The sequence below is a fragment of the Oleidesulfovibrio vietnamensis genome, from assembly GCF_055388115.1.
The window spans coordinates 2197696-2219598 of record NZ_AP042419.1 but is presented as its reverse complement, the minus strand read 5'-3'; the positions used below and the strand labels follow the sequence as shown (position 1 = coordinate 2219598).

The 21903-nt window shown below is 56.1% G+C and carries 19 protein-coding genes; 5 read left to right on the top strand and 14 right to left on the bottom strand.

Features of this window, described 5'->3' with window-relative positions; translation table 11 throughout:
- Window positions 1-3: 3 nt before the first annotated feature.
- Window positions 4-675, bottom strand: coding sequence for a nicotinate (nicotinamide) nucleotide adenylyltransferase (gene nadD / locus ACZ5D1_RS10030; protein ID WP_273195198.1), 672 nt, complete (start codon window positions 673-675; stop codon window positions 4-6).
- Window positions 676-734: 59 nt separating this feature from the next.
- Window positions 735-1994, bottom strand: a complete 1260-nt coding sequence (locus tag ACZ5D1_RS10025; RefSeq protein ID WP_464554790.1) for a glutamate-5-semialdehyde dehydrogenase — start codon at window positions 1992-1994, stop codon at window positions 735-737.
- 202 nt (window positions 1995-2196) lie between these two features.
- On the opposite strand from ACZ5D1_RS10025, the gene ACZ5D1_RS10020 reads away from it, so the two are divergent.
- Together ACZ5D1_RS10020 and ACZ5D1_RS10015 are read left to right on the top strand one after the other, a co-directional pair.
- On the top strand, window positions 2197-2865 hold the full coding sequence (locus ACZ5D1_RS10020; protein ID WP_464554789.1) for a tetratricopeptide repeat protein: 669 nt from the start codon (window positions 2197-2199) through the stop codon (window positions 2863-2865).
- Between the two features lie 210 nt (window positions 2866-3075).
- Window positions 3076-4659: a sigma-54-dependent Fis family transcriptional regulator gene (locus tag ACZ5D1_RS10015; RefSeq protein ID WP_011367586.1), complete on the top strand. Its 1584-nt coding sequence runs from the start codon at window positions 3076-3078 to the stop codon at window positions 4657-4659.
- Window positions 4660-4778: 119 nt separating this feature from the next.
- Here ACZ5D1_RS10015 and ACZ5D1_RS10010 read toward each other — a convergent pair whose 3' ends face one another.
- The 5 genes from ACZ5D1_RS10010 to ACZ5D1_RS09990 form a co-directional block, all read right to left on the bottom strand.
- Window positions 4779-5075, bottom strand: coding sequence for a hypothetical protein (locus ACZ5D1_RS10010; protein WP_011367587.1), 297 nt, complete (start codon window positions 5073-5075; stop codon window positions 4779-4781).
- Between the two features lie 83 nt (window positions 5076-5158).
- Window positions 5159-5785 carry a 2-oxoacid:acceptor oxidoreductase family protein gene (locus tag ACZ5D1_RS10005; RefSeq protein ID WP_011367588.1) on the bottom strand — a complete coding sequence of 209 codons (627 nt, stop codon included), beginning with the start codon at window positions 5783-5785 and terminating at the stop codon, window positions 5159-5161.
- Window positions 5782-6615 (bottom strand): 2-oxoacid:ferredoxin oxidoreductase subunit beta, encoded by an 834-nt coding sequence (locus ACZ5D1_RS10000; RefSeq protein ID WP_011367589.1) that lies wholly within the window; start codon window positions 6613-6615, stop codon window positions 5782-5784. Before ACZ5D1_RS10000 ends, ACZ5D1_RS10005 begins: the two co-directional genes overlap by 4 nt.
- A 7-nt stretch (window positions 6616-6622) precedes the next feature.
- Window positions 6623-7765, bottom strand: coding sequence for a 2-oxoacid:acceptor oxidoreductase subunit alpha (locus ACZ5D1_RS09995; RefSeq protein WP_011367590.1), 1143 nt, complete (start codon window positions 7763-7765; stop codon window positions 6623-6625).
- A gap of 1 nt (window position 7766) precedes the next feature.
- Window positions 7767-8039, bottom strand: coding sequence for a 4Fe-4S dicluster domain-containing protein (locus tag ACZ5D1_RS09990; RefSeq protein WP_011367591.1), 273 nt, complete (start codon window positions 8037-8039; stop codon window positions 7767-7769).
- Window positions 8040-8235: 196 nt separating this feature from the next.
- On the opposite strand from ACZ5D1_RS09990, the gene ACZ5D1_RS09985 reads away from it, so the two are divergent.
- Window positions 8236-9864 (top strand): gamma-glutamyltransferase family protein, encoded by a 1629-nt coding sequence (locus ACZ5D1_RS09985; RefSeq protein WP_464554787.1) that lies wholly within the window; start codon window positions 8236-8238, stop codon window positions 9862-9864.
- Here ACZ5D1_RS09985 and ACZ5D1_RS09980 read toward each other — a convergent pair whose 3' ends face one another.
- The 3 genes from ACZ5D1_RS09980 to ACZ5D1_RS09970 all read right to left on the bottom strand — a co-directional run bounded on the left by ACZ5D1_RS09980 (window position 9865) and on the right by ACZ5D1_RS09970 (window position 12563).
- The gene (locus tag ACZ5D1_RS09980) at window positions 9865-10095 is read right to left on the bottom strand and encodes a hypothetical protein (protein WP_011367593.1); all 231 of its coding nucleotides are present in this window, start codon (window positions 10093-10095) and stop codon (window positions 9865-9867) included.
- 142 nt (window positions 10096-10237) lie between these two features.
- Window positions 10238-10693: an AMIN domain-containing protein gene (locus ACZ5D1_RS09975; RefSeq protein WP_464556543.1), complete on the bottom strand. Its 456-nt coding sequence runs from the start codon at window positions 10691-10693 to the stop codon at window positions 10238-10240.
- A 55-nt stretch (window positions 10694-10748) separates the two neighbouring features.
- Window positions 10749-12563, bottom strand: coding sequence for a DAK2 domain-containing protein (locus ACZ5D1_RS09970; protein ID WP_464554785.1), 1815 nt, complete (start codon window positions 12561-12563; stop codon window positions 10749-10751).
- 273 nt (window positions 12564-12836) lie between these two features.
- On the opposite strand from ACZ5D1_RS09970, the gene ACZ5D1_RS09965 reads away from it, so the two are divergent.
- Window positions 12837-13361, top strand: a complete 525-nt coding sequence (locus tag ACZ5D1_RS09965) for a type 1 glutamine amidotransferase domain-containing protein (protein ID WP_273195213.1) — start codon at window positions 12837-12839, stop codon at window positions 13359-13361.
- Window positions 13362-13502: 141 nt separating this feature from the next.
- Here the strand turns inward: ACZ5D1_RS09965 and ACZ5D1_RS09960 are convergent, their stop codons facing one another.
- A complete protein-coding gene (locus tag ACZ5D1_RS09960) occupies window positions 13503-14663 on the bottom strand; it encodes an MFS transporter (RefSeq protein WP_273195214.1) in 1161 nt (386 codons plus the stop codon).
- 572 nt (window positions 14664-15235) lie between these two features.
- Between ACZ5D1_RS09960 and ACZ5D1_RS09955 the strand changes: the two genes are divergently transcribed.
- A complete protein-coding gene (locus tag ACZ5D1_RS09955) occupies window positions 15236-17677 on the top strand; it encodes a methyl-accepting chemotaxis protein (RefSeq protein WP_464554783.1) in 2442 nt (813 codons plus the stop codon).
- Between the two features lie 252 nt (window positions 17678-17929).
- On the opposite strand, the gene ybeY is transcribed toward ACZ5D1_RS09955, so the two are convergent.
- Genes ybeY through ACZ5D1_RS09940 form a run of 3 tightly spaced genes read right to left on the bottom strand, consistent with a single transcriptional unit; the run spans window position 17930 to window position 21754 of the window.
- The gene (gene ybeY, locus ACZ5D1_RS09950; RefSeq protein WP_011367600.1) at window positions 17930-18439 is read right to left on the bottom strand and encodes an rRNA maturation RNase YbeY; all 510 of its coding nucleotides are present in this window, start codon (window positions 18437-18439) and stop codon (window positions 17930-17932) included.
- Window positions 18436-20778, bottom strand: coding sequence for an HD family phosphohydrolase (locus tag ACZ5D1_RS09945; protein ID WP_464554781.1), 2343 nt, complete (start codon window positions 20776-20778; stop codon window positions 18436-18438). The genes ybeY and ACZ5D1_RS09945 overlap by 4 nt, the downstream gene beginning before the upstream one ends.
- Complete coding sequence (locus ACZ5D1_RS09940) at window positions 20756-21754, bottom strand: PhoH family protein (protein WP_011367602.1); 999 nt, start codon at window positions 21752-21754, stop codon at window positions 20756-20758. The genes ACZ5D1_RS09945 and ACZ5D1_RS09940 overlap by 23 nt, the downstream gene beginning before the upstream one ends.
- Window positions 21755-21903 lie beyond the last annotated feature (149 nt).

The following is a 21903-nucleotide window of genomic DNA, read 5'->3' as shown; positions in this document are numbered from 1 at the left end:
CCGCTATTTCCAGCTGCGCTGCACTTCGGCGGCGCTGCTGTTCAGAATATGTATGACATTGTCCGGCACAAGTCCGTGAATGCTTCTTCTCTGTAGCCAGCGTTCGCGTATCAGAGATGCGCTGACCTGCAGCGCGGGGATAGGCATATACAGAATGCGTCCGTTGGCCGCTGTGCGGAATTCGTGTTCCACGGCCGGGTGCTGGGGCATACACGGAGTCAGTGCACTGCCCGGCCAGTCATGTACTGCCTGCATGAACTCTCCGGCCGTATCTGTTCCGCGTGTGACCACCAGCAGGTCGGCCATATCGGCAAGCTCGGTTCCTTTATGCCATGCCGGTAATGTGGGAAAATCACCCGCTCCCATCACAAACAGCGGTTTTTCCTTGGTATGCCGTGTCATCATCCGCAGTGTGTCATACGTGTACGAGGGGCCGCTGCGTTCCCCTTCGGTTCTGTTTACCCTTGCCCAGTCAAAAGGCTGCACCATGGCTTCAAGCATACTGCAGCGCAATGCAAACGGCAGAATGCCGCCCGCATCCTTGTGCGGCGGGACACTGCACGGCAGCAGCTCAACGGTTTCAAGACCGAGGGCTTCATATATTTCAATAATGAGGCGCAGATGCCCCACATGCGGCGGGTTGAATGTGCCGCCGAACAGCGCTTTAGTATGCATTGAGGTACCGGAGTATCTGCCGGCAGGGCGGTATGATGCCCTGCCGGCAGGTGAAAAGGCTACTGACGAATCTGACCGTTTCCGAGCACCACGAATTTTGTCGTGGTCAGCTCTTCAACTCCCATGGGGCCGTATGAGTGCAGCTTTGAGGTGCTGATGCCTATTTCGGCCCCGAGCCCCAGCTGCCCGCCGTCATTGAAGCGGGAAGAGGCATTCACGGCAACCATTGAAGCGTCCACCTCACGCACAAAGCGCATGGCGTTCTGATGATTGCGGGTGCAGATAATTTCCGTATGGTTCGAGCCGTGCTGTGCAATGTAGTCCTGCGCTTCGTCCTGACTGTCCACCACCTTCACGACCATCACCAGATCATGAAATTCCGTGCCGGGATCGGTCTCTGCCATAGGCACGCCATGGGGTGCCAGCAGGGGCAGGGCGCGGGGGCAGGCACGAAAACTGACCCCGGCGTCGCCGAGCTTTTGCGCTACGGCGGGCAGCAGCGTATGAGCTTCGGAGCGGTGTACCAGCAGACCTTCAAGAGCATTGCACACTCCGGGCCGCTGTACTTTGGCGTTAAAGATGATTTCGCAGGCCTGCTCAAGGTCGGCGCCTTCATCGACATAGGCGTGGCAAACGCCTTTGTAGTGCTTGAGCACGGGCATGCGCGCATCGGCCACCACAGTGCGGATCAGTGTTTCACCACCGCGGGGTATTATGACATCAATATATTCTTCCAGTTCACACAGGGCCTTGATGGCGCCGCGGTCGGTGGAGGGAACCACCTGCACGGCGTCTTGCGGCAGCCCGGCGAGTATAAGTGCCCTGTGGATAAGCGAGGCCAGCATCATATTGGAATGAAAAGCTTCCGAACCGCCGCGCAGTATCACGGCATTGCCGGCCTTCAGGCACAGAATGCCCGAGTCCACCGTGACGTTGGGACGTGATTCATAGATCATGGATATGACGCCGAGCGGGATGCGCATTTTGCCCACCAGCAGTCCATTGGGCCTTTGCCACTGTTTTTCGGTGGCCCCGATGGGGTCGGGCAGTCCGGCGACAAATTCGCAGGCGCGGGCCATTTCTTCGATAACAGCATCGGTCAGGCGCAGCCTGTCCATGCGCGGAGCATCAAGACTCCGGTCTGCCGCTGCGGCCAGATCCCTGGCATTGGCTTGGGTGATGGCTTTGTTTTCCTGACGGATAAGCTGTGCCAGACTGAGCAGGGCGCTTGTTTTTGCAGAAGGGGATGCAGCGCGCATGGCACGGGCGGCTGCGGCTGCTTTTTTACCCATCTGGTTGATTGTTTCCTGTATATCCATGATGCCTCCTAGCTTGATAACCGCATTATGAATCTGGCAAATTATCCGTTTCTGCACTAAGTGGCAATACACCGTCCTGACGGTTACATCGCTTAATTCCCTTTTGACATTTCTGTAAGCCATGCTTACAAGTGACTGCGTTTTCCAAGAAACGATCACGTGGAATACCGTTATGCGGCTTCCACCCAAGGAGATAGTACGAATGTCGCAAGCCCGAGAAGAACAGACGTCGCTGCTGCATCAGCTGAGTTCTGAAGTTACACCGGAAGCTGACCCTGCATTGCGCTTTATTCTTAATAATATCAAAACGATCAGTCTTTCTCTTGGGGCTGTTGTCTTACTGGCCGGCGGAGCGGCTGCCTATTCGTGGAACAGTGCCGCCACGCTGAAAAAACAGCAGGCCGAACTGGGCATGATTGTTGCCACCAAAAGCGGTGTCGAAAAGCTTCAGGCTTTGGACACTTTTGCCTCCGGCGTTTCCGGCAAACTGCAGACCGCCGTAAATCTGGAAATTGCCAGAACCGGTTTGGAACTGAAGCAGTATGACCGTGCCGCCGCCGCTTACAACGCTGTCATAGCGTATGGGGAAGGCCCCGTGTTTATGGCCAGGTTCGGCCTGGCGCAGGCTTTGCTGCAGCAGGATAAAGCTGCTGAGGCGACAGATATTCTGATGGCCCTTGCAGCAGAAGCACCTGAAAGTTTTACTGTTTCCGTAAACAGAATGCTGGCCGAAGCTGCTTTTGAAGCCGGACGCTACGATCAGGCTCTGGCTGCTTTTGAAACACTGCAAGGTGTTGTTGCAGCAGATGAAAAAGGCTATATTGCCTTTCGTGTCCAGAGCCTGAAACAGCATATGCAGAGCGGCAGCTAGCCCTGCCTGTCATGCGGCGAGCGGACACCGGCGGCGGAGCATGGTTGTTACCCTGTTTCTGCCGTGTGTCGGTTTCATCCGGCACGGCTGTGTGCGACTATGTTTTTTGCGGTGACTTGCCGTGAACAGCACAATGTGTTTGACCTGAACCATGCTGGTAGTCGACCTAGGTCTCAGCGCCGTGGCCGGACGCCGCAATCAGCACTTATTATGAACCAGATCAATACCCAAGATTCCAGATTACAGCCATATCTAGGCACGCTGCAGCGCATTGTTTCCGACATGGGCCCGCAGCGTCCGTTTCAGTCTTCGCTGAAGTCATTACTGCGCACGCTGGCTGAAAATCACCACTTCAAACGCCCCCACCTTGTTATTTTCGATCCCGAAACACAAACGCTCAAGCTTAGCCTGACGCATGATCCTACCAAAGCGCAGGATGTGGAATATTCGCCGGGAGTGGGGGTGACCGGACAGGTTTTCAGTTCCGGACAGCCTGTCATCGTGCCGAGGATGAAAGATCATCCTTCGTTTCTCAATAAAGCGTTCGGCCGTTCGGAAGAAGAGCTGGCAACTCTGGGCTTTATATGCGTGCCTGTGCTCGGACCGGGCGAAGAAGCCTCTCCCCGGGAGGTTATCGGCACACTGAGCGTGGACACGCCCATAACTGACCTGCCCTCTCTGGAAGGACAGTGCCGTTTTCTGCAGGTTGTTGCCGGTATGATAGCCAACCAGGCTGCCTACCTGCAGGAAGAAATGGCTCGTCAGAAGCATATGATGACGCAGGGCCTCATAGGCGGTGACGTTGCCGAAAACACGGTGCAGGCCGCTAATATTGTGGCTGCGTCCAAGTCCATGCGCCTTGTGCTCAATCAGGTGGCTCAGGTTGGTCCCAGCAGGGCGACGGCTTTGCTGCGGGGCGAATCGGGCACCGGCAAAGAGCTTCTTGCAGAGGCCATACATCAGGCCAGCCCCCGGCGTGATATGCCGCTTATCAAGCTTAACTGCGCGGCTTTACCGTCCGATCTGGTGGAAAGCGAGCTGTTCGGCTATCAGAAGGGCGCGTTTACAGGTGCTGTCCAGAATAAAAAAGGCCTTTTTGAGCTTGCACACAAGGGGACGCTGTTTCTTGATGAAATAGGTGAATTGAGTGCCTCGGCTCAGGCTAAAGTGCTGCGTGCCATTCAGGAACAGGAAATTCAGCGGCTCGGCAGTGAACAGACCATTTCCGTTGATGTCCGCCTGATCTGCGCCACACACCAGCATCTGGAAGAGCTTGTGGAGAGCGGCAGTTTCCGTGAGGATCTTTATTACCGGATCAATGTGTTTCCGGTGTTCATTCCTCCGCTGCGCGAACGCCGCGAAGATATTCTTCCCGTTGCTGAGCATTTTCTTAAAGAATACGCAGAGGAATATCAGAAAAGCATCAAGCGTATTTCCACCCCTGCCATCGACCTGCTTACACAGTATCACTGGCCCGGTAACATCCGCGAACTGAAAAACTGCATAGAGCGTGCAGTGCTGGTGTGTGATGAACAGGTTATCCGTACGTATCACATGCCCCCTTCGTTGCAGACAGCAGAAAGCACAGCAACAGATTCCAGTCTGTCGTTCTGCGAGGCGGTGGCCAAGTTTGAGCAGGAACTACTGGTTGACGCGCTGAAAAAAGCCCGTGGCAATATGTTGCAGGCTGCCCGCGATTTGCGCGTAAGCTACCGTATTGTTAACTATAAAGTTAAGAAGTACGGTATCGATGCCAAAAAGTTCGCTGTCAGTAAAGGACGCATGGGCAGATAGACGCCTCTGGCGGATGAAAGTAAAAGCGGAGGTTCCCGCCGGAACCTCCGCTTTTTTGTATTTCGCCGGGCGGCACACAGCATACTGCGGGCCGGAGTAAAGGCGCCGGCCTGAGGAGGCTACGCTTCGTCTGTTTCCGCCAGCCAGGTCTGAAGAGCGTCTACGATCATTCTGGCCTGTTTCGGGCTGGAAATATTGAATTTGGACTGGGCACGGTACTCGCCGTTCATTTTGCGGTAGCGGCGGATGATGTACTTGTCGGTGCCGTAGTCTTCCAGCTTGTTGTCCCATTGTTTGTACCGGAAAAGCACTGTGGCCCATGCTCCCTTGGAAAGAATGACCTTATCAATTTCTTTGACAACAAGAATTCCGCCTTCTTCATAATCGACTGTCAGTTCTTCCACTGTTGCACTCATGAACGCTCCTCACTGCTCCGGCATGCTTCTGCATGTCTTCGGGGATTGATGATAAAAAGAGGGAGCCGCGCTCCCTCAGTGTGTCAGTCTGTTTCCTGTTCTTCTGCCGCATTTGCCTGATCTTTGGCAAGCTTCCATATTTCCGGTGCCTCGCCGAAGTGTTTGGCTGCCTGCCGCAGTCCAAGATTGAACGCCTTGACGTTGATGGCCTGAATCTTGGGGGGGAGGTTTTCTTCCAGACTTTTGCGTATCAGCCGCCGCTCGGCGAAGGGCAGAAGGTGCGTCACCGCGCCCAGCACCAGAGTGTTGATAGTCAGCGGGTTGCCTATTTTTTCTCGTGCCATGCGGGTAAAGGGCAGGCCGAGAAAGTGGTTGGTGGGGGTATGCTGTACCAGCGTGGTGTCCACAAGCAGCACTCCGGCCCGTTTCATATACCGGTAGTAGTTGTTGCAGGCTTCCTGACTGAGCGCCACCAGCAGATCAAGATTTTCTGTTTTGGGGTAGCTGATGGGGCTTGAACTGATGACCACGTCGGCACGGCTGGAGCCACCGCGGGCTTCGGGGCCGTAGCTTTGGGTCTGTGTTACATGGTAGCCGTGTCCCAGCGCAAGCGATGCCCCCAGAAGCCGGCCCAGAGTGATGATGCCCTGCCCGCCGAGACCGGAAAGACGGATTTCAAACCGGTGGATATGTTGCAATGTTTTTTTCATCGGGCACCGTCCATCAGTTTTGTCTTGAGTGCCGCGTATTTTTCTTCCAGTCCGTCCAGCTTTCTGTCGCGGAAAAGACCTATGGGGATACGCGGGTCGCTCTTGGGCGCTTTGCCTGATTCAATGGCTTCCAGTTTGACTGTGTTTTTTTTGAGCCATTGATACATGTCCACGGCACTTCTGAATTTGTTTTTGCGGCCGTACTGAGTCGGGCAGGGGGAAAGAGCCTCCACCACTGAAAAGCCGGGGCTCTGCAGCGCACCGGTTATCAGCCTGTCCAGCAGGTTGGCATGAAAGGTAGTGCCGCGCGCGACATAATTGGCTCCGGCCGCCTGTGCCATTTCCACGATATCGAAGGAAGGTTCCAGCGAACCGTAAGGCGTGGTCATGGAAAGGTCGCCGTGGGGTGTCGCGGAAGAACACTGGCCGCCGGTCATGCCGTAGATGAAGTTGTTGAGTATGAGAGTGGTGATGCCGATATTGCGCCGCGCGGCATGGATAAGGTGATTGCCGCCGATGGACATGGCATCGCCGTCGCCCATGACGCAGATGACCTTGAGCGCCGGGTTGGCCATTTTGATGCCGGTGGCAAAGGTAAGGGCGCGGCCGTGTGTGGTGTGAACGGTGTTGAAGTCCACATATACGGCCATGCGGCCTGAGCAGCCGATTCCGGCAACGATGACCACATCGTCTTTGGACAGATTCAGGCTGTGCACACTGCGGATAAGCGAGCCGAGGACTATGCCGTGTCCGCAGCCGGGACAGAACACGTGCGGAAATTTCTTATTGTGCCGCAGGTATTCGTGGATGAGTTGGGTGACGTCTGACATGCTCCACCTATACTATGGCTTTAAGTATTTCCGACGGGGAAATGATCTGGCCGTCGACACGGTTGATTGTCTTTACCCGCGTGCTGCCGCTGTTAACCCGTTTTACCTCGCGGGACATCTGGCCCATGTTCATTTCGGGCACGATAACCGCCCCGCAGCGTTTGGTCAGCTTTTCCACCGCAGGTCTGGGGAAGGGAAACAGGGTTTTCAGGGTCAGCAGACCTGCCTTGTAACCGCGTTCACGGGCCTGTTCCACGGCCAGATGCGCAGCACGGGCAACACTGCCGTAGGCAATGACCGCTATTTCGGCATCATCCAGCAGGTATTCGTCAACCATCTGGATATCAGGATAAAACTGGTCAATTTTGCGGAACATGCGCGACATGGCTTCGTTCACTTCTTCCGGGCGTGAGGTGGGAAAGCCCATGACGTCGTGTGTCAGTCCCGTGTAATGCATGCGGTACCCCGTACCTATGGGAGGCATAGCCGCCACACCGCGTGCCGTGTCCGCAAACGGTTTAAACCATTCCGGCGGCACGGAAGGCAGAACGCGCGAGAGTATCTCCACATCTTTCTGGTCGGGAATCTCTATTTTTTCACGCGTATGCGCCGTCACTTCGTCAATAAGCAAGATGACGGGAGTGCGGTATTTTTCGGCAAAGTTAAAGGCCACGATGGTCATATCAAGGCATTCCTGCACCGTGGAAGCCGAAAGCACGATGATTGAATGATCGCCGTGGGTGCCCCAGCGCGCCATCTGGACATCGGCCTGTGCGGGGCTGGTGGGCAGTCCCGTGCTGGGGCCGCCGCGCATGACATTGACCACCACCACAGGAGCCTCTACCATGCAGGCATATCCGATATGCTCCTGCATGAGCGAAAAACCGGGACCGGAGGTGGCGGTCATGGCTTTGCGTCCGGCAAGCGATGCGCCGATTATGGCACCCATGCTGGCGATTTCGTCTTCCATCTGTATGAAAACCCCGTTATCGAGGGCCGGAAGACGGGCCGCCATGACCTCCATTATTTCAGTGGAGGGGGTGATGGGGTAGCCCGCATAGAAAGTGCAGCCCGCAAGCAGTGCGCCCTGTGCGATGGCTTCGTTTCCCTGTGCAAAAATTTCTTTTTTTTTCTTTTTTCTTTGGGCCATATCAACCTTCACTCTCAGTTTGAGGCAGTGCGGAGGGCCCGTAGACCGGACAGCTGGCACCTGCTACCCTGGGTTTGATCACGATGGCGAAATCAGGACAGTGCAGCTCGCAGAAGCCGCAGTTTATGCACTGATCCATCTTTGTGACCTCAGCCTTGCCCAGTGTATTGAGTTCAAGAACCTTGCCCGGACAAAAGGCTACACAAATGCCGCAGCCTTTACACCAGTCCGGGTACACGCACACCAGAGTTTGCCCTTTTTCTTTTTTTGGCATTGCCGATCCGCAAATGGTTGGATGGGGTGAACACTGTCTGCATGGGAATGCAGGCGCAGGCAACGCATATAACGTCGCGTCCAGAGTTTACTGTGCCTTATTGTTAAACCAGCTTGTAATGCTGCGCAAGGTTAAATCCGTTATTTGTGGTAGTTGAGTCTTCAGTCAGCAGAAAATACGTCAGGAGTGCCGTATCGTGAAAAGTTCCTTGCCTGTTTTTGAGTTCGCATCACGTCGTTCACCTGTTTATGCACCGGAGGTTATGGTTGCTGCGTCACAGCCTCTGGCTGTCAGCGCCGGTCTGGATATTGCTGCCCGTGGCGGCAGCGCCGCCGATATGGCCGTGGCCGTGGCGGCCGTGCTTGCCGTTGTCGAGCCGTGCAGCACCGGTCTGGGAGGTGATGCGTTTGCTCTGTACTACGATTCAGCCACACAGCATGTGGCGGCGCTGAACGGTTCGGGAAAAAGCGGAGGCGGCCATACCCCCGAAGCTGTTTTTTCCGCCGGGTATGACGCAGTGCCGGCAAGGCACGGGCTGGCAGTAACTGTGCCGGGGGCATGTGCCGCATGGTGTGAACTGCATAGAAAATACGGCCGGCTGGATCTTGCCGAGGTATTGGCTCCTGCAGTGCGCCTTGCCCGTGACGGCTTTGCCGTCGGACCCGTTACCGCGCGGTTATGGGCAACCGAAGAAGCGCTGCTGCGTGGCAGCGAAGGTGGAAAAAGTCTGCTGGTCCGCGGAAGGGCTCCCCGTGCGGGCGAACGTATCCGCAACCATGCGCTTGCCCGTCTTTTGAAAAACATAGCTCGCAAGGGAGCTGCAGCATTGTACGAAGGGGCTGCTGCCGCGGCTCTGGCCGATGCGGTTCAGGCTGCCGGCGGCGTGCTGACCGCGGATGACATGAGCCGGTGCAGGGCGCAGTGGCAGACACCGGCCAGTACCGTGTACGGCGGTGTACGCGTGCATGAATGCCCGCCCAACGGTCAGGGGCTGGTGGCTCTGAGTGCGCTCAACATACTTGCCGCCTTGAGTGATAAGATAAAAGGTGCCCCTGTGTCCGCAGAACGTCTGCACTGTATGATAGAGTCTCTGCGGCTCGGTTTCGCTGACGGAACAGCGTATATTGCAGACCCTGATTTTTCGGCCGTTCCTGCGGATGGATTGCTTTCCGGGGAATATGCGGCCGCACGGGCTGCATTGATAGACTCCGGCAGGGCTTTGCCGCAGGCCGTGTGCGGTGTTCCTCAGTCTTCTTCCGATACTGTACAGTTCTGCGTGACCGACAGAGACGGTAATGCCTGCTCCATGGTGAACAGCATATACATGACGTTCGGCAGCGGAGTAGTTGTGCCTTCTTTGGGAATGGCTCTGCAGAACAGGGGGCACAACTTTGTGTTGCGGCAGGATCATCCCAACTGCCTTGCGCCGTATAAACGACCTTACCATACGATAATTCCGTGCCTGACAACGCACGAAAACGGTGAACTGCACGGAGTTATGGGAGTTATGGGCGGATTTATGCAGCCACAGGGGCATGTGCAGATTCTCAGTGCGTTGCTGGATGATGGATGCAATCCTCAGCAGGCTCTGGACAGGCTCCGCTTCTGCATTCAGCCTGACGGTGCAGCCAGTGTTGTGGCGCTGGAAGAGGGCATGGATGCGGGGCTGGCGGACAGCCTGAAGGCCAGAGGTCATGATGTCCGGCCAGTCAGCGGATACGCCCGCGACCTGTTCGGACGCGGGCAGATTATCCTGCGGCAGCCCAACGGATTCTGGGAAGCCGGCAGTGACGGGCGCGCAGACGGACTTGCGCTGGGTTTCTGATCACAGAGATATGTTGGTGAACAGCCCGCGCAGCATTTCCTGTGATACAGTGGGCATGGGTGTCTGTATCCGTGTGGGGTACTGCTCGCTTACTTTCAGCGACAGCAGATAAAAGCTTATCAGTTCATCCGAGATGGCCATTTTTTTGCCGGAATGCATGTTCTGACTCAGAGTGCGTTCCAGAAGGTCACGGCCGCTGAACGTGGAAATGTCGGAAACGATGTATGCCATGTCTATTTCCTCCTCGGCTTGTCCCCTACAGTATAAGCACGGCAGGTACGGATTGAAAAGAGCACCGGAAGTTATAGTTGGCATAAAAACAGGGGGCGGCCGGAAGATTCCGGCCGCCCCCTGTCATATGGGCATGTATGCGTCAGCGTTTTGAAATGGCAATGCAGAAAAGATAATAATCTTCAACCCATGAGGGATCGACCCGGTAGTTGTACCTGTCGTTGAGATCAAGCACCACCCGCATGGTTTTTTTGTCGGTGTTATGATGCGTTCTTACTGCCTGAATGTAGGTACCGTTCACATCGTACCTTTTTGCGCCGGACCACTCATGAATGTCTGTTATATCAAAATAAATGCGCGGTGCGCCGTTATCCACCGTCTGCAGGTCAGGAATGCGCGGTTTGTTGAAATCGATGCAGAACACATCAGCTTCCCCCTGCCTGCTGACGCCTATATTGATCACTCTGGTGGGGGTTCCTTCCGGAGGCGGCGATTTGGGCTGCAGGGTCTGTTCACCGCCGGTTTCGGCGGGCAGGGCGGTTGCCGGAGCTGCACATAACAGCAGCGCCAGAAGTATGAAGCCCGGTATATGGCGCATTTTCACGTGCAAACGACTCCTCATCCCGCTGTGCAAGCAGGACCTGTTCTTCGCATCAGTCCGTCAGCACCGCAACTGCGCATGCTCCGGGTCCGCTGTGTGTGCCCAGCACCGGTGACGCTTCAATGGTATAAAGCGGGGCAGTGCCCAGACGTTCGGTTATCAGCCGCCCGAGATGCCCGGCGCTTTCCGGCGCGGATACATGTGCGATGGCAATCCGTATATTTTTTTTGCCGCTTATGGTTTTTTCAAGACGCCGTAACAGTTTCAGTTCCGCCATGCGTCTTCCGAGTCCTTTTTCCACGACTTTTACCGTGCCATGGTCGCGCGCGTCAAATTCAAGCACCGGCTTGATATTAAGAAATTTTGCCACCGCTCCGGCGCCTTTGCTCATACGGCCGCCCCGCACGGCAAAGTCAAGCGTGTCCATGGCGACAAATACATGGAGATTTTTTACGTCTTTTGCGGCCATGTCCAGTATGGCGGGTGCGTCAAGTCCGGCTCTGGCACGCTTGGCCGCCTCAAGCACAAGCAGCCCGAGACCGGCAGAAAGAGTTTGGCCGTCAAATGTGTGCACCGGCTTTGAAGCCATTTTGCCTATGTTGGCTGCCGATTGCAGTGTGCCGCTGTATTTGGCCATGACATGCAGCGAAACGACTTCATCATGCAGCGCCAGCATGTCGTCATACAGGTGTTTGAAGTCGGCGGGCGAGGGCTGAGATGTTTTCGCCGAACGGGAAACACGCAGGCGGCTGTTGAATTCAGCAGTGCTGATGGACAGTTTGTCAATGAACTCCTCTTCATCCAGATAGAGCTTCAGCGGAGCGAAGCGTATGCCGTACTCCTGCATCAGGTCTTCGGGCAGGTCGCATGTGGAGTCAGTGACAATGCCGACACGGGGGGTGCGGCCGGAAGTGAGTGCAAGATGCTGGGCCAGCATATCGTCGGCTTTGCGGCATTCCACGGTGCCGTACCCCGCTGCCAGTGCAAAGACTTCGTCTGGGCTGTTGGTGTGCACATGAACCCGTACGGTTTCGGCTGTGCCCGCCACAACAAGGCTGTCACCCATGGCGGCCAGCTTTTCCCGCAGCGCTGCGGTGTCAATGTCCGTTCCGCGGATCATGCATTCGGTGCAGTACCTGAATTCCAGCGAATCCACGGCCACACGTTCCTGTGCGTTTTCTTCCGCTTCCTCTATGACAACAGTGCTTTTTGTCGAATCCTGACGGTTCAGCGAGCCTTTTTCAGTAAATTCTACAATGCCTTCGAGAAGATATAAAAAACCAAGCCCCCCGGCATCCACCACGTCTGCCGCTTTGAGGGTGGCCAGTTTTTCTTTGGTCTGCTGCACCGATTCCCGCGCCTTGCGCAGTGAATCATACATGATATGCTGAAAATCTTTGTACGAGTCGGCGTTGCTTGAAAGATGCTCGGACCAGTCGCGGATAACCGTGAGGATGGTCCCTTCTTTGGGGTTTGATATGGATTCGAGTGCGCGTCTGGTTGCCAGCGAAGCGGCCTGAATGAAATCGGGCGGCGTTACACGTTTCAGATCTTTGACGCCTTCTGAAAAACCGCACAGAAACTGCGCCAGAATGACTCCGGAGTTCCCTCTGGCCCCCATCAGTGCCGATTCGGCAATGACCTTGCTCATACCTTCGATGGAACCGTCTTTGGTTTGCGCAGAGTTGTCCACAATGTTGCGCATGGTTCCGGCCATATTGCTGCCCGTATCACCGTCGGGAACGGGAAACACGTTGATGGCGTTCAGGTGTCCGTGTTTTTCAATAAGCCGGTGTGCAGCGGCGTTAATGGCCCGCTTGAAGCGTATGCCATCAAGATATTTTATCTTATTTGTGCTGGTGGTCAAAGAAAGGCTCCTCGGCGGGAAAAGTACGATTCCCCCATGTGATCGTGCGCTGTAGGTATAAAGCAGATCATGCGCATGTGCAAGGTTCTGCTTTTGTGCTGCAATATGCTGTTATGTAAAAGCTATATTTTATTTCTGACATTTGTGCTGCGGGTGGGCGCACAGAGCTTGGTACAGTGCCTGACGTGTGATAAGACATGGGTCGGTGCGGTTTTGCCGTAGCCGGATTTCAAGTATGACCAGACAGGGCTGCTACGCCCGGGGAGAAAGAATATGTCCGATCTGCAAGGTAAGAAAATTCTGATGTTTGTTGAAGAGTACTACGAGGATCTGGAGCTGTGGTACCCGAAAATCAGGCTTCAGGAGGAAGGAGCCGAGGTGGTGGTGGCCGGTCCTGCGACCGGTAAGGTATACAAGGGCAAAAACGGGTACCCGTGCGAGGCTGATGTTGCCATTGCGGACGTTGACGCCGGCGGGTACGACGGCCTTGTGCTTTGCGGCGGGTGGGCTCCGGATAAACTGCGCCGTGATCCCAGAGTGCTGGAAATAACCAGAACCATCCATGATGCCGGTAAGCCTGTGGCGCATATCTGCCACGCGGGGTGGGTGCCCATCTCGGCGGGAGTGATGAAAGGTATCCGGTGCACATCGGTAAACGCCATCCGTGACGATTTGCAGAACGCCGGAGCTCAGTGGGTTGATCAGGAGGTGGTGGTGGACAAGAACCATATCACCAGCCGTACGCCCAAAGACCTGCCTGCGTTTTGCAAGGCCATTATCGCCATGCTGAAAGCCTGATTCTGTATACAGCTACAAGCAGATGCGACGTGCCACCGGAAGTTTATGCAGCTCCGGTGGCATTTTTTTTCGGCACGGGTTGACGGGGAATGGCCGGCGGAGTGGTGAAACTCTCGGGTGCTGTTGTTGAGAAGTTATGCGTCAGCGGATGCTGTGCGCCGTAATGATGAACATTACAACGGCAGTGGCACCGCCGAAAGCATACACTCCGGAAAATCCGGATACGGCATAAATGCTGGTGACAGCCAGCGGGGCGATGGTCTGCGAAAGGCGCAGCACCATGCCGTTTACAGCCATGACCGCCGCGCGTTGTTCCAGCGGGGCAAGGGCTGTAAGCAGCGTCATAAGATTGGGATAGTTGAGCCCCTGTGCCACACCGAAAAGAAAGACCGGGAGCAGCAGCCACCAGAACGTGGGCATATGCGGCATAAGCAGCATGGCGACCAGATAGAAAACGTGCCCTGCAAGCAGCAGGCGGTGCGGTTTGAACTGTTCGGCCAGTCTGCCCATGCGCGAAGCGCTGAGGGCCGTGCCCAGTGATGTCAGAGCAAAAAGTGCACCGATGGTGGCGGGCGACGCTGTGAAACGATGGTCAGCCAGAATGGGGATGAACGTGATGACAGGGCCGTACAGCATGGTGAAAGTCAGAAAAGAAACACAGAAGAGTCCGACAGCCTGCGGGCTTTTCATGGCACGCAGGGTATTTTTGAAGTACGCCCCCATGCTTTGCGATGTGTCCGGTGCGGGCAGGGTCAGACCGCGCCAGGCTATGAACGCCATGGGCAGTGTGGCAAGCGGAAGAAAAAAAGGCGCATGCCAGCCAAGCTCGCCCAGGATGCCGCCGATGGCAGGATAAAGAGCGGTCCCCAGGCTCAGCACTCCGGCATTGTAGCCCATGGCTCTTACGCGGTCGGGGCCTTCGTACAGGTCGCCGATGATTGTCGCATACAGTATTCCCAGCGGGGCTACGCCCACACCCTGCAGAAAACGCAGCATCAGCAGTGTATGCAGGTTGTCGGCAAAGCCGCAGGCCCCTCCGGCTGTGGCAAAAAGTAAAAGTGACGGGATGAGCACTTTTTTTCTGCCGTATCTGTCAGCCAGAATACCGGCCAGCGGTGTGAGCACTATGCCGGGCAGCGTGAACGCGGTGATTATCAGCCCTATGGTGGCAACGGGTGCGCCGAGCTCGTGCGCGGCCAGCGGCAGGGCGGGAATGATACTTGAAACCCCCATGACCACGGTCAGAGTGATTCCGAAAGTTATCAGCAGATTTTTGTCTCGCAGCAGCGGGGGTATTGTCATGGAGCTTTCCGGCAGACGGTTGCATGCTGTGCCTTGTCCGGCAGGCGCGGGATGACGGCAATGAACTGTAGTCCATATGCCTGATAGCCTCACCGGTCAAGGCGGGCCCTGTGTTGCCATTGTCACGGTTGAGGGATATCATGAGCATCTTGTCATTACGGATACCCGCTATCAAACTCAAACCGCTGTCTATGCTACGAGGCACATAATATGACTGCAGAGGCTGCAACCCGTGTGCGGTGCCCCTATTGCCAGAAGGTTTTTCTGCTTAAAAAGAAAACACTGCGCGAGGGGCAGAACTCCGTCTCCGTGAAATGTCCGTACTGTGCCGAGGGCCTTGTGCTGCCCGCGGAATGTTTTATCAAATCCTGATCTGACCGGCCGCCGCAAGGCGGTTTTTTTTATGCCCGCTGCGTTCCTTCAAGGCGCTGCCGGAGCGGGCTGTTTTCTGCCATCCTCCCTTGTTATAATCAGGGCCGTCCGCTTGATTGTCATATCGTTTTCACACTGCCGTAACAATCCGGAGTCATACAGGCCTCTGTTTTTTCATGATATCGGACAACGGGGTGGGAATGATGTCCTTGCGTTTCAAAATGGCCGGCTTTTGCCTGCTTATCGGTCTTTTTCCTTTGCTTTTCATGGGTGTTTTCAGTGTGAACACTGCGTCTGAAAGTCTGCGCGGCAAAGCACGCAGTCAGCTGGAGTCTGTGCGTGAAATACAGGGCAAAGCTGTTTCAGGCGTTATTGCCACATGGCGGCAGGAAACAGTCATGTATTCCAAAGTCAAGGAAGTCTACAACGCCATAGGCATGCTGCGCGACTATACCATCGGTCTGGCCGAAGAAGGCCTGCCCATGCCGGTGGATACACCTGAATATGAAGATCTCTACACGTATGTTAAGGCGGCCTTCACCCCGTATGTTGAAGTGCTGGGATATGAAGATGCCCTGCTTATAGACGATCACGGCAGGGTTCTTTTTTCTGTGCAGCGCGGTGATGATCTGGGTGCCGACCTCAGATCGGGACAGTTTTCCGCTACCAATCTGGCTCAGGCCTGGCGTAAAGCCGTGGCCGGCGAGACAGCTTTTGCCGATGTGGCTCCCTATGCTCCGTCCGGAGGGCGTCCTGCGGCTTTTTTTGCGGCTCCGGTATACAGCTACACCGGAGATATTCTGGGGGTAGCCGCTTTGCGGCTGCCGCTGGGAAACATCACCGGCCTGATGGAACAACAGTACGGCACAGGCTGTACAGGGGACAGCTATCTTGTGGGGCCGGATCTTCATATGCGTTCGGATTCACGTCAGGATCCGGAAAAACATGCCCTGCAGACATCTTTTGGCGCCGGCAGGGAGGGGCAGGTGGATAACAGGGCCGTTCAGGACGCCCTGCAGGGCATAAGCGGCATCACTTCGGGTGACGGTCTGTCCGGAGGCCGGTCGGTGATGGCCTATCAGCCGGTGCAGGCAGCCGGGGTCACATGGGCACTGATTACTTCTGTTTCAGAAAAAGAAGCCTTTGCCGCGGTGAGCGAGCTGCGGTTTATAGCCGGTATGGCTGGTGCCGTTACCACTGTGGTGGTCATACTGCTGACATTTGTTTTTCTGCGCCGTGAACTGCTGGCTCCGCTGGGGGCCATGCGTTCGTATGTGCAGAATGTCGCCGGAGGCGCTTTGCAGGCCCGCATGGAGACGGAAGGCGTCCGTTTCAGGGCGGAAATAGGCCAGTTGTCGCAGGGGATTCTGCAGATGGTGAGCCAGCTCAAGGAAAAGCTGGGGTTTGCCTCGGGCGTGCTGAGCGGTATCGTGGTGCCGTGTGTGGTGGTGGATACCCGCAACGTGATTTCATTTGTCAATCCGCAACTGCTGGCGCTGCTGGAGCTGGAAGGCGAAGGCTGCGTCTATTGCGGTAAACCCGCCTCGCTGGTGCTGCAGCACGGCAAGGACGGCCGGGGGACAACCTCGTGGTGCATCGAATCAGGTGAGACGGTGACCAATGTGGAGCGTGAATGGCGTACGGAAAAAGGCAACATGCGCCATGTGCGTATTGATGCCGCGCCGCTGCATGATCTGGATGGCAGAGTCATCGGTGCCATCGCACTGGTTGCTGATCTTACAGACATAAAAAGCAAAGAATACCATATCAGTCTGCAGAATGAGACGATGCACGAAGTTGCAGGTCGTGCGGACAGTATTGCTGCCGGGATTTCCGGCGAAGTGGCTGAGCTGTCGCACCGGGTCAAAAATGTATCTTCCGGAGCACGGACTCAGGTCATGCGGCTTGAAGAAGCGGCGGAGTCTGTCGGCCGCATGAACAACGCCCTGCAGGAATCTGCAGGATATGCCCGTGAGGCCGTGGCAGGTGCCGAAACCGCGGTGGCCCGTGCCAAAGAAGGTGCGCGCATTGTGACTTCTTCCGAAGAAGCCATGCACAGAGTCAGCAGCATGTCTTCCACTCTGCGCGAAAGCATGCATGAACTGGGGCAGCAGGCACAGGCCATCGGAGGAGTTCTGGATGTCATACGTGACATAGCAGACCAGACTAATCTGCTGGCACTCAACGCCGCCATAGAGGCCGCCCGCGCAGGTGATGCCGGCCGGGGATTTGCCGTGGTGGCTGATGAGGTGCGCAAACTCGCAGAACGGACCATGAGTGCCACCAATGATGTGCGCCGCAGTGTGCAGACTATCCAGAAGGCTGCGGATGAAAACATGGCGCATACCGAAGCAGCCGCCGGTGCCGTGGAGGAAACTGAACAGCTGGTGGCCGAGTCGGGCGAGGCCTTGCGCGTCATTGCCCGGCTGGCTGTGAACATGGGCGGACAGATTGAGCAGATAGCCCGCTTTGCCGAAGAACACACCAGAGCAAACGAAGGCATCATACAGACTGTGGATGAGATAAGCCGCATAGCCAGACAGACCGAGGAAGGCATGGACGAGTCTGCCCGGTCTGTGGAAGGGCTGCGGGGCAATGCCTCGGCGCTTCAGGGCATCATCGAGGAATTGCGCCGTTCGTGACACAGCGTATGGCGGTGCCGCCGTTTACAGTTGCCCGTACACCCTGAAAGCCTCGGCGCCGCCACGGACTGTGCATGCCTCACCGTGTTGCACTGCATCAGCACGCGGGTGCCGGATGGAAGCCGGATTGCCGGTGTACAGACCGCGGAGTGCAGTTAAAGCGCGGAAGGTGGCAGGATCAGGGACAGTTGCCGTTGACGCCGGCAGCGGCTGCAAAGTTTGCACGGCAGACAAGTGGCGGACGGCTCGGAATCAGAATCCGGTAACGACCGTATCCGCTGCTGCCTTGCCGGTTGCGCATTGCATCAGTGTTTCTGTCATGTCGTCCATCTGCGGGCCATGGTCGTAACCTGCAAGGTGCAGCAGTCCGTGAGCAAGCAGGCGCAGGGCGTGCCGGTGCGGTGGTTGTCCGTAAAGAAAGCTTTCCCTGTGCACGGCACCGGTGGAAAGAGCCAGAACCCCGAGGTCTGTGTCGTCCTCGGCGTGGCTGCTGTCTTTCCGGCATGCAGGGGGGCTGTCCGGTTCTTGACGGGGGGCTGCGACAGGGCCAGCGGCGGGAAACGAAAGTATGTTCGTCGGGCCGTAGCAGCCCAGAAACTCGCGGTTCAGCTGTGCGCTTTCCCCGTCATCGGTCAGAATGACCTCCACATGCGCACCGGAAAGTCCAAGACAGCTAAGCATGCTATGCAGTGCTATTCTGATGTCGTGACGGGAAAGAGGAAAACCGGTCATGGCACCGGTGCGTGTTGTTATGACAATCATGGCTGTTCTCCGCTGCGCGCAGATGTCTGGGGACGGGCAGGTCTGTCGGAAACAGCGATGAGCGTGGTTCTTTTTTCAGGCTGTTGCGTCACGGCCTGTTTTTTCTTTTCGCTCTTATCTTCCTGAGAGGCTGCGCGTTGTCCCTGTTTCGCCTCGGGGTACTCTATGCGCTGGTGGAATATGCCGGCCAGAATGCGGTGAAAGCTGTCTGTCAGCATAGACAGCTGCCTGAAAGTCAGTTCGGATTCATCCAGCTGCCCTTCGGCAAAGATGTTTTTCATGATTGTTTCAATATGCCCGCGGATGCGGCTTGGCGTCGGTTCGTTCAGCGTGCGGCTGGACGCTTCCACGGCATCGGCCAGCATGACGATGGCGGCTTCACGGCTTTGTGGTTTGGGGCCGGGATAGCTGTAATCCTCGGTTCTGGGGTTTTCGCCGTTATCGATGGCTTTCTGGTAGAAAAAGCGGATCAGCGATGTGCCGTGATGCTGCTGAATAATGTCCGTTATCCGGTTACCCAGCCGGTGCTGGCGGGCCATTTCCACTCCTTTTTTGACATGAGACAGCAGAATGAGTGCGCTCATGGAAGGAGCCAGCTTGTTATGCTTGTTCTTGCCGCCGGCCTGATTCTCGATGAAATATTCCGGTTTGGCCAGTTTGCCGATGTCATGATACAGCGCGGCCACTTTGCACAGCAGGCTGTTGGCGCCGATTGCCTTTGCCCCGGCTTCAACCATGTTCGCCACGATGAGTGAGTGGTGATACGTTCCGGGCACTGTGACCATAAGCTCCTGCAGCAGCGGCTGCTCCAGATTCATCAGTTCCATCAGGCGGAAACGCGTGGTATAGCGGAAGGCCAGCTCGACAATGGGGCTGAGAGCAAAAATGAGCAGCAGTGAAAGAACGGCGTTGGCCGAAGCAAGCATCAGTCCGTAACCGAAACGTGCCCAGCCCGAGCCTTCCAGAAAGGCCATTCCGCACCACAGGGCAAGTATGCCCCCTGCCAGCGGCAAAAGGCTCCAGACAACCTCCTGTCTGGTCTGAGCCCGCCGGATGACCCATGCACCCCAGACGGATGACAGAAAGAAAAAGAGCATGACATCTGTGCCGCCGTCCATCATTGCCATGCAGATGAAGGCCAGCAGCAGCGATGTGGTGACGCAGCGCCTGAATGAAAATATGAGCCCGATCAGTCCGCCCGCGCTTGCCACAGGCAGCAGAAACGGCAGAAGCTCGAATGAGTCGCCCCCTTTGCCTTCGGCCAGCGCCGCTCCCAGCACATCCAGCCCTTTGGCCATGCCGGCAAAAGCAAGTACCACGCAGGAAAGGAAAATGATGTCTTTGCTGCTTTTGAATGAAAAACTGCCTGTACGGTGTGAAAAAAGCAGCCCGGCGGCCAGAATGAGTGCCGTCAGAAAAACGCCCGCAACACGCGGTGCGGACAGATGTTCCTGTTTCTGCGACACAAGAGCCTGCAGTTTAAGCTGCATGTCTTCGGTTACTTTTTCACCCTGTCTGACAATGATTTCACCTTTCTGCAGACGGTAATACACCGGCGAAACCGCATTGCGTACTTCCTGTGTTCTGCGGGTTGTGGCTTCTCTGTTCAGAGTCAGAGTGGGCGCCAGCAGAGGAAAGAGCATGTCTGTCACGGCGCGGCGCATGCGCAGGGGAATATTAAGGTCGTGCCGCAGAAAGCTTTCCATATCTTTTTCCAGCTTTTCTATGTCGGGCACATAGCGCAGGTCTTCGCGCAACACCTCGGAACCGGAGGAAAGATCGCGGACGATGATGCCGTTACGTTCCTGCAGCAGGATGCGCTGGTCGGCCACAACGCCTGAGGCAAGGCGTGTTTCGAGCCACGGCAGCACTTCACGCTGCAGCAGGGTGGCGAACACGGGGGTGCGCCAGATATCAAAGGTGCGCGTCGAAATATCGCTGTTCAGCATTTCCGCCAGCTGCTGACGGTGGGTTTCGTGTCTGTCTGCGGACAGGTTGCGCAAAGACTCCAGGGTGGCGTTCACATTGGCGCGCAGCACATCTATGGTGGCGGTGCTCAGGTCAAAAAGCGGCGGCTGCGTGCGTGCAACTTCGTTGCGCCGTGCTTCGGTGGCGGCTGCATCTTCAACCCGCAGTTCCTGATCGGCCTGAATGTCGCGTTCGGCAACTTCGCCTGCCAGATATACAGTGGGGCTGTTTTCAAACTGCACCGAAGCCGCAACGGACAGGCAGAGCAGACTGATGAACAGAAACGCTATTCCGGCTGCCGGAACGGTTTTTTTGCGGGGGCGTATGCCGCTTACCTGCGGACCGCCGTTAGGCTTTTTCACTATGCTCATTTTCAAACCGGTCGTATGCCTGAACTATCCTGCCCACAAGAGGGTGCCGGATGACATCGTCTTCATGAAAATGCAGAAAACGTATTCCCTTGACGTTGCCGAGTATTCTTTCGGCGTGCACCAGTCCAGAACGGGAAAGCTGCCTGCCGCCGCTGCCGGGCAGGTCTATCTGGGTTATGTCACCTGTAATGACCGCCTGCGAACCGAACCCCATGCGTGTGAGAAACATCTTCATCTGTTCCGGTGTCGTGTTCTGTGCTTCATCCAGTATGATGAATGCGTCATTCAGGGTACGGCCGCGCATAAATGCCAACGGTGCTATCTCGATGATCCCTTTTTCAAGCATTTCAGAGACTTTTTCAAAGTCCAGCATGTCATGCAGCGCATCATAAAGGGGCCGCAGGTACGGATTGACCTTTTCTACCAGATCACCGGGCAGAAATCCCAGTTTTTCACCGGCTTCCACCGCAGGTCTGGTCAGGATGATACGTTTGACCTTTTTGGACAGCAGGCTGGAAAGAGCCATGGCTACGGCCAGATAGGTCTTGCCAGTTCCGGCAGGCCCCACGGCGAAGATCATGTCGTTTTCGCGCAGAGCGGCAATGTAGTCACGCTGGCTCAGCGTTTTGGCCGTGATGGTCTTGCGGGGCGAGACAACAAAAACCGCTTCCTTGAATATTCTGATCAGCTCAGTGGACGGTTCGCGTTGCAGCATGGTCCATGCGTACAGCACGTCTCTCGGATAAAGCGGATGGCCGGCCTTGAGCACACCGTACAACTGGGTGAGCAGGTTGACCATGGTATCAGCTGTGCCTGTTTCGGGCGACGTGACACACAGCATGGAGCCGCGTGTCGAAATACCCGCACCGGAGCGTTCAGCCAGCAGATTGAGGTTGCTGTTCTGCGGGCCGAAGAGAACATTCGCCAGCTGCGGGTCATCAAATTCAAGAGTTTTGCAAACGGTTGTGTCTGTCATGCTGTCCTGTGAGCAGGCCTGTTACAGGTGTAAGGGGGTTATATCTGGCAGAAACTACCTCTTTTCGGATACCGAGTCTATGTGTGTCCAGATGGCTGAAATAGCGGAAGATACATGTTCAAAACGATGGTTTTGTACTGGTGGCATGC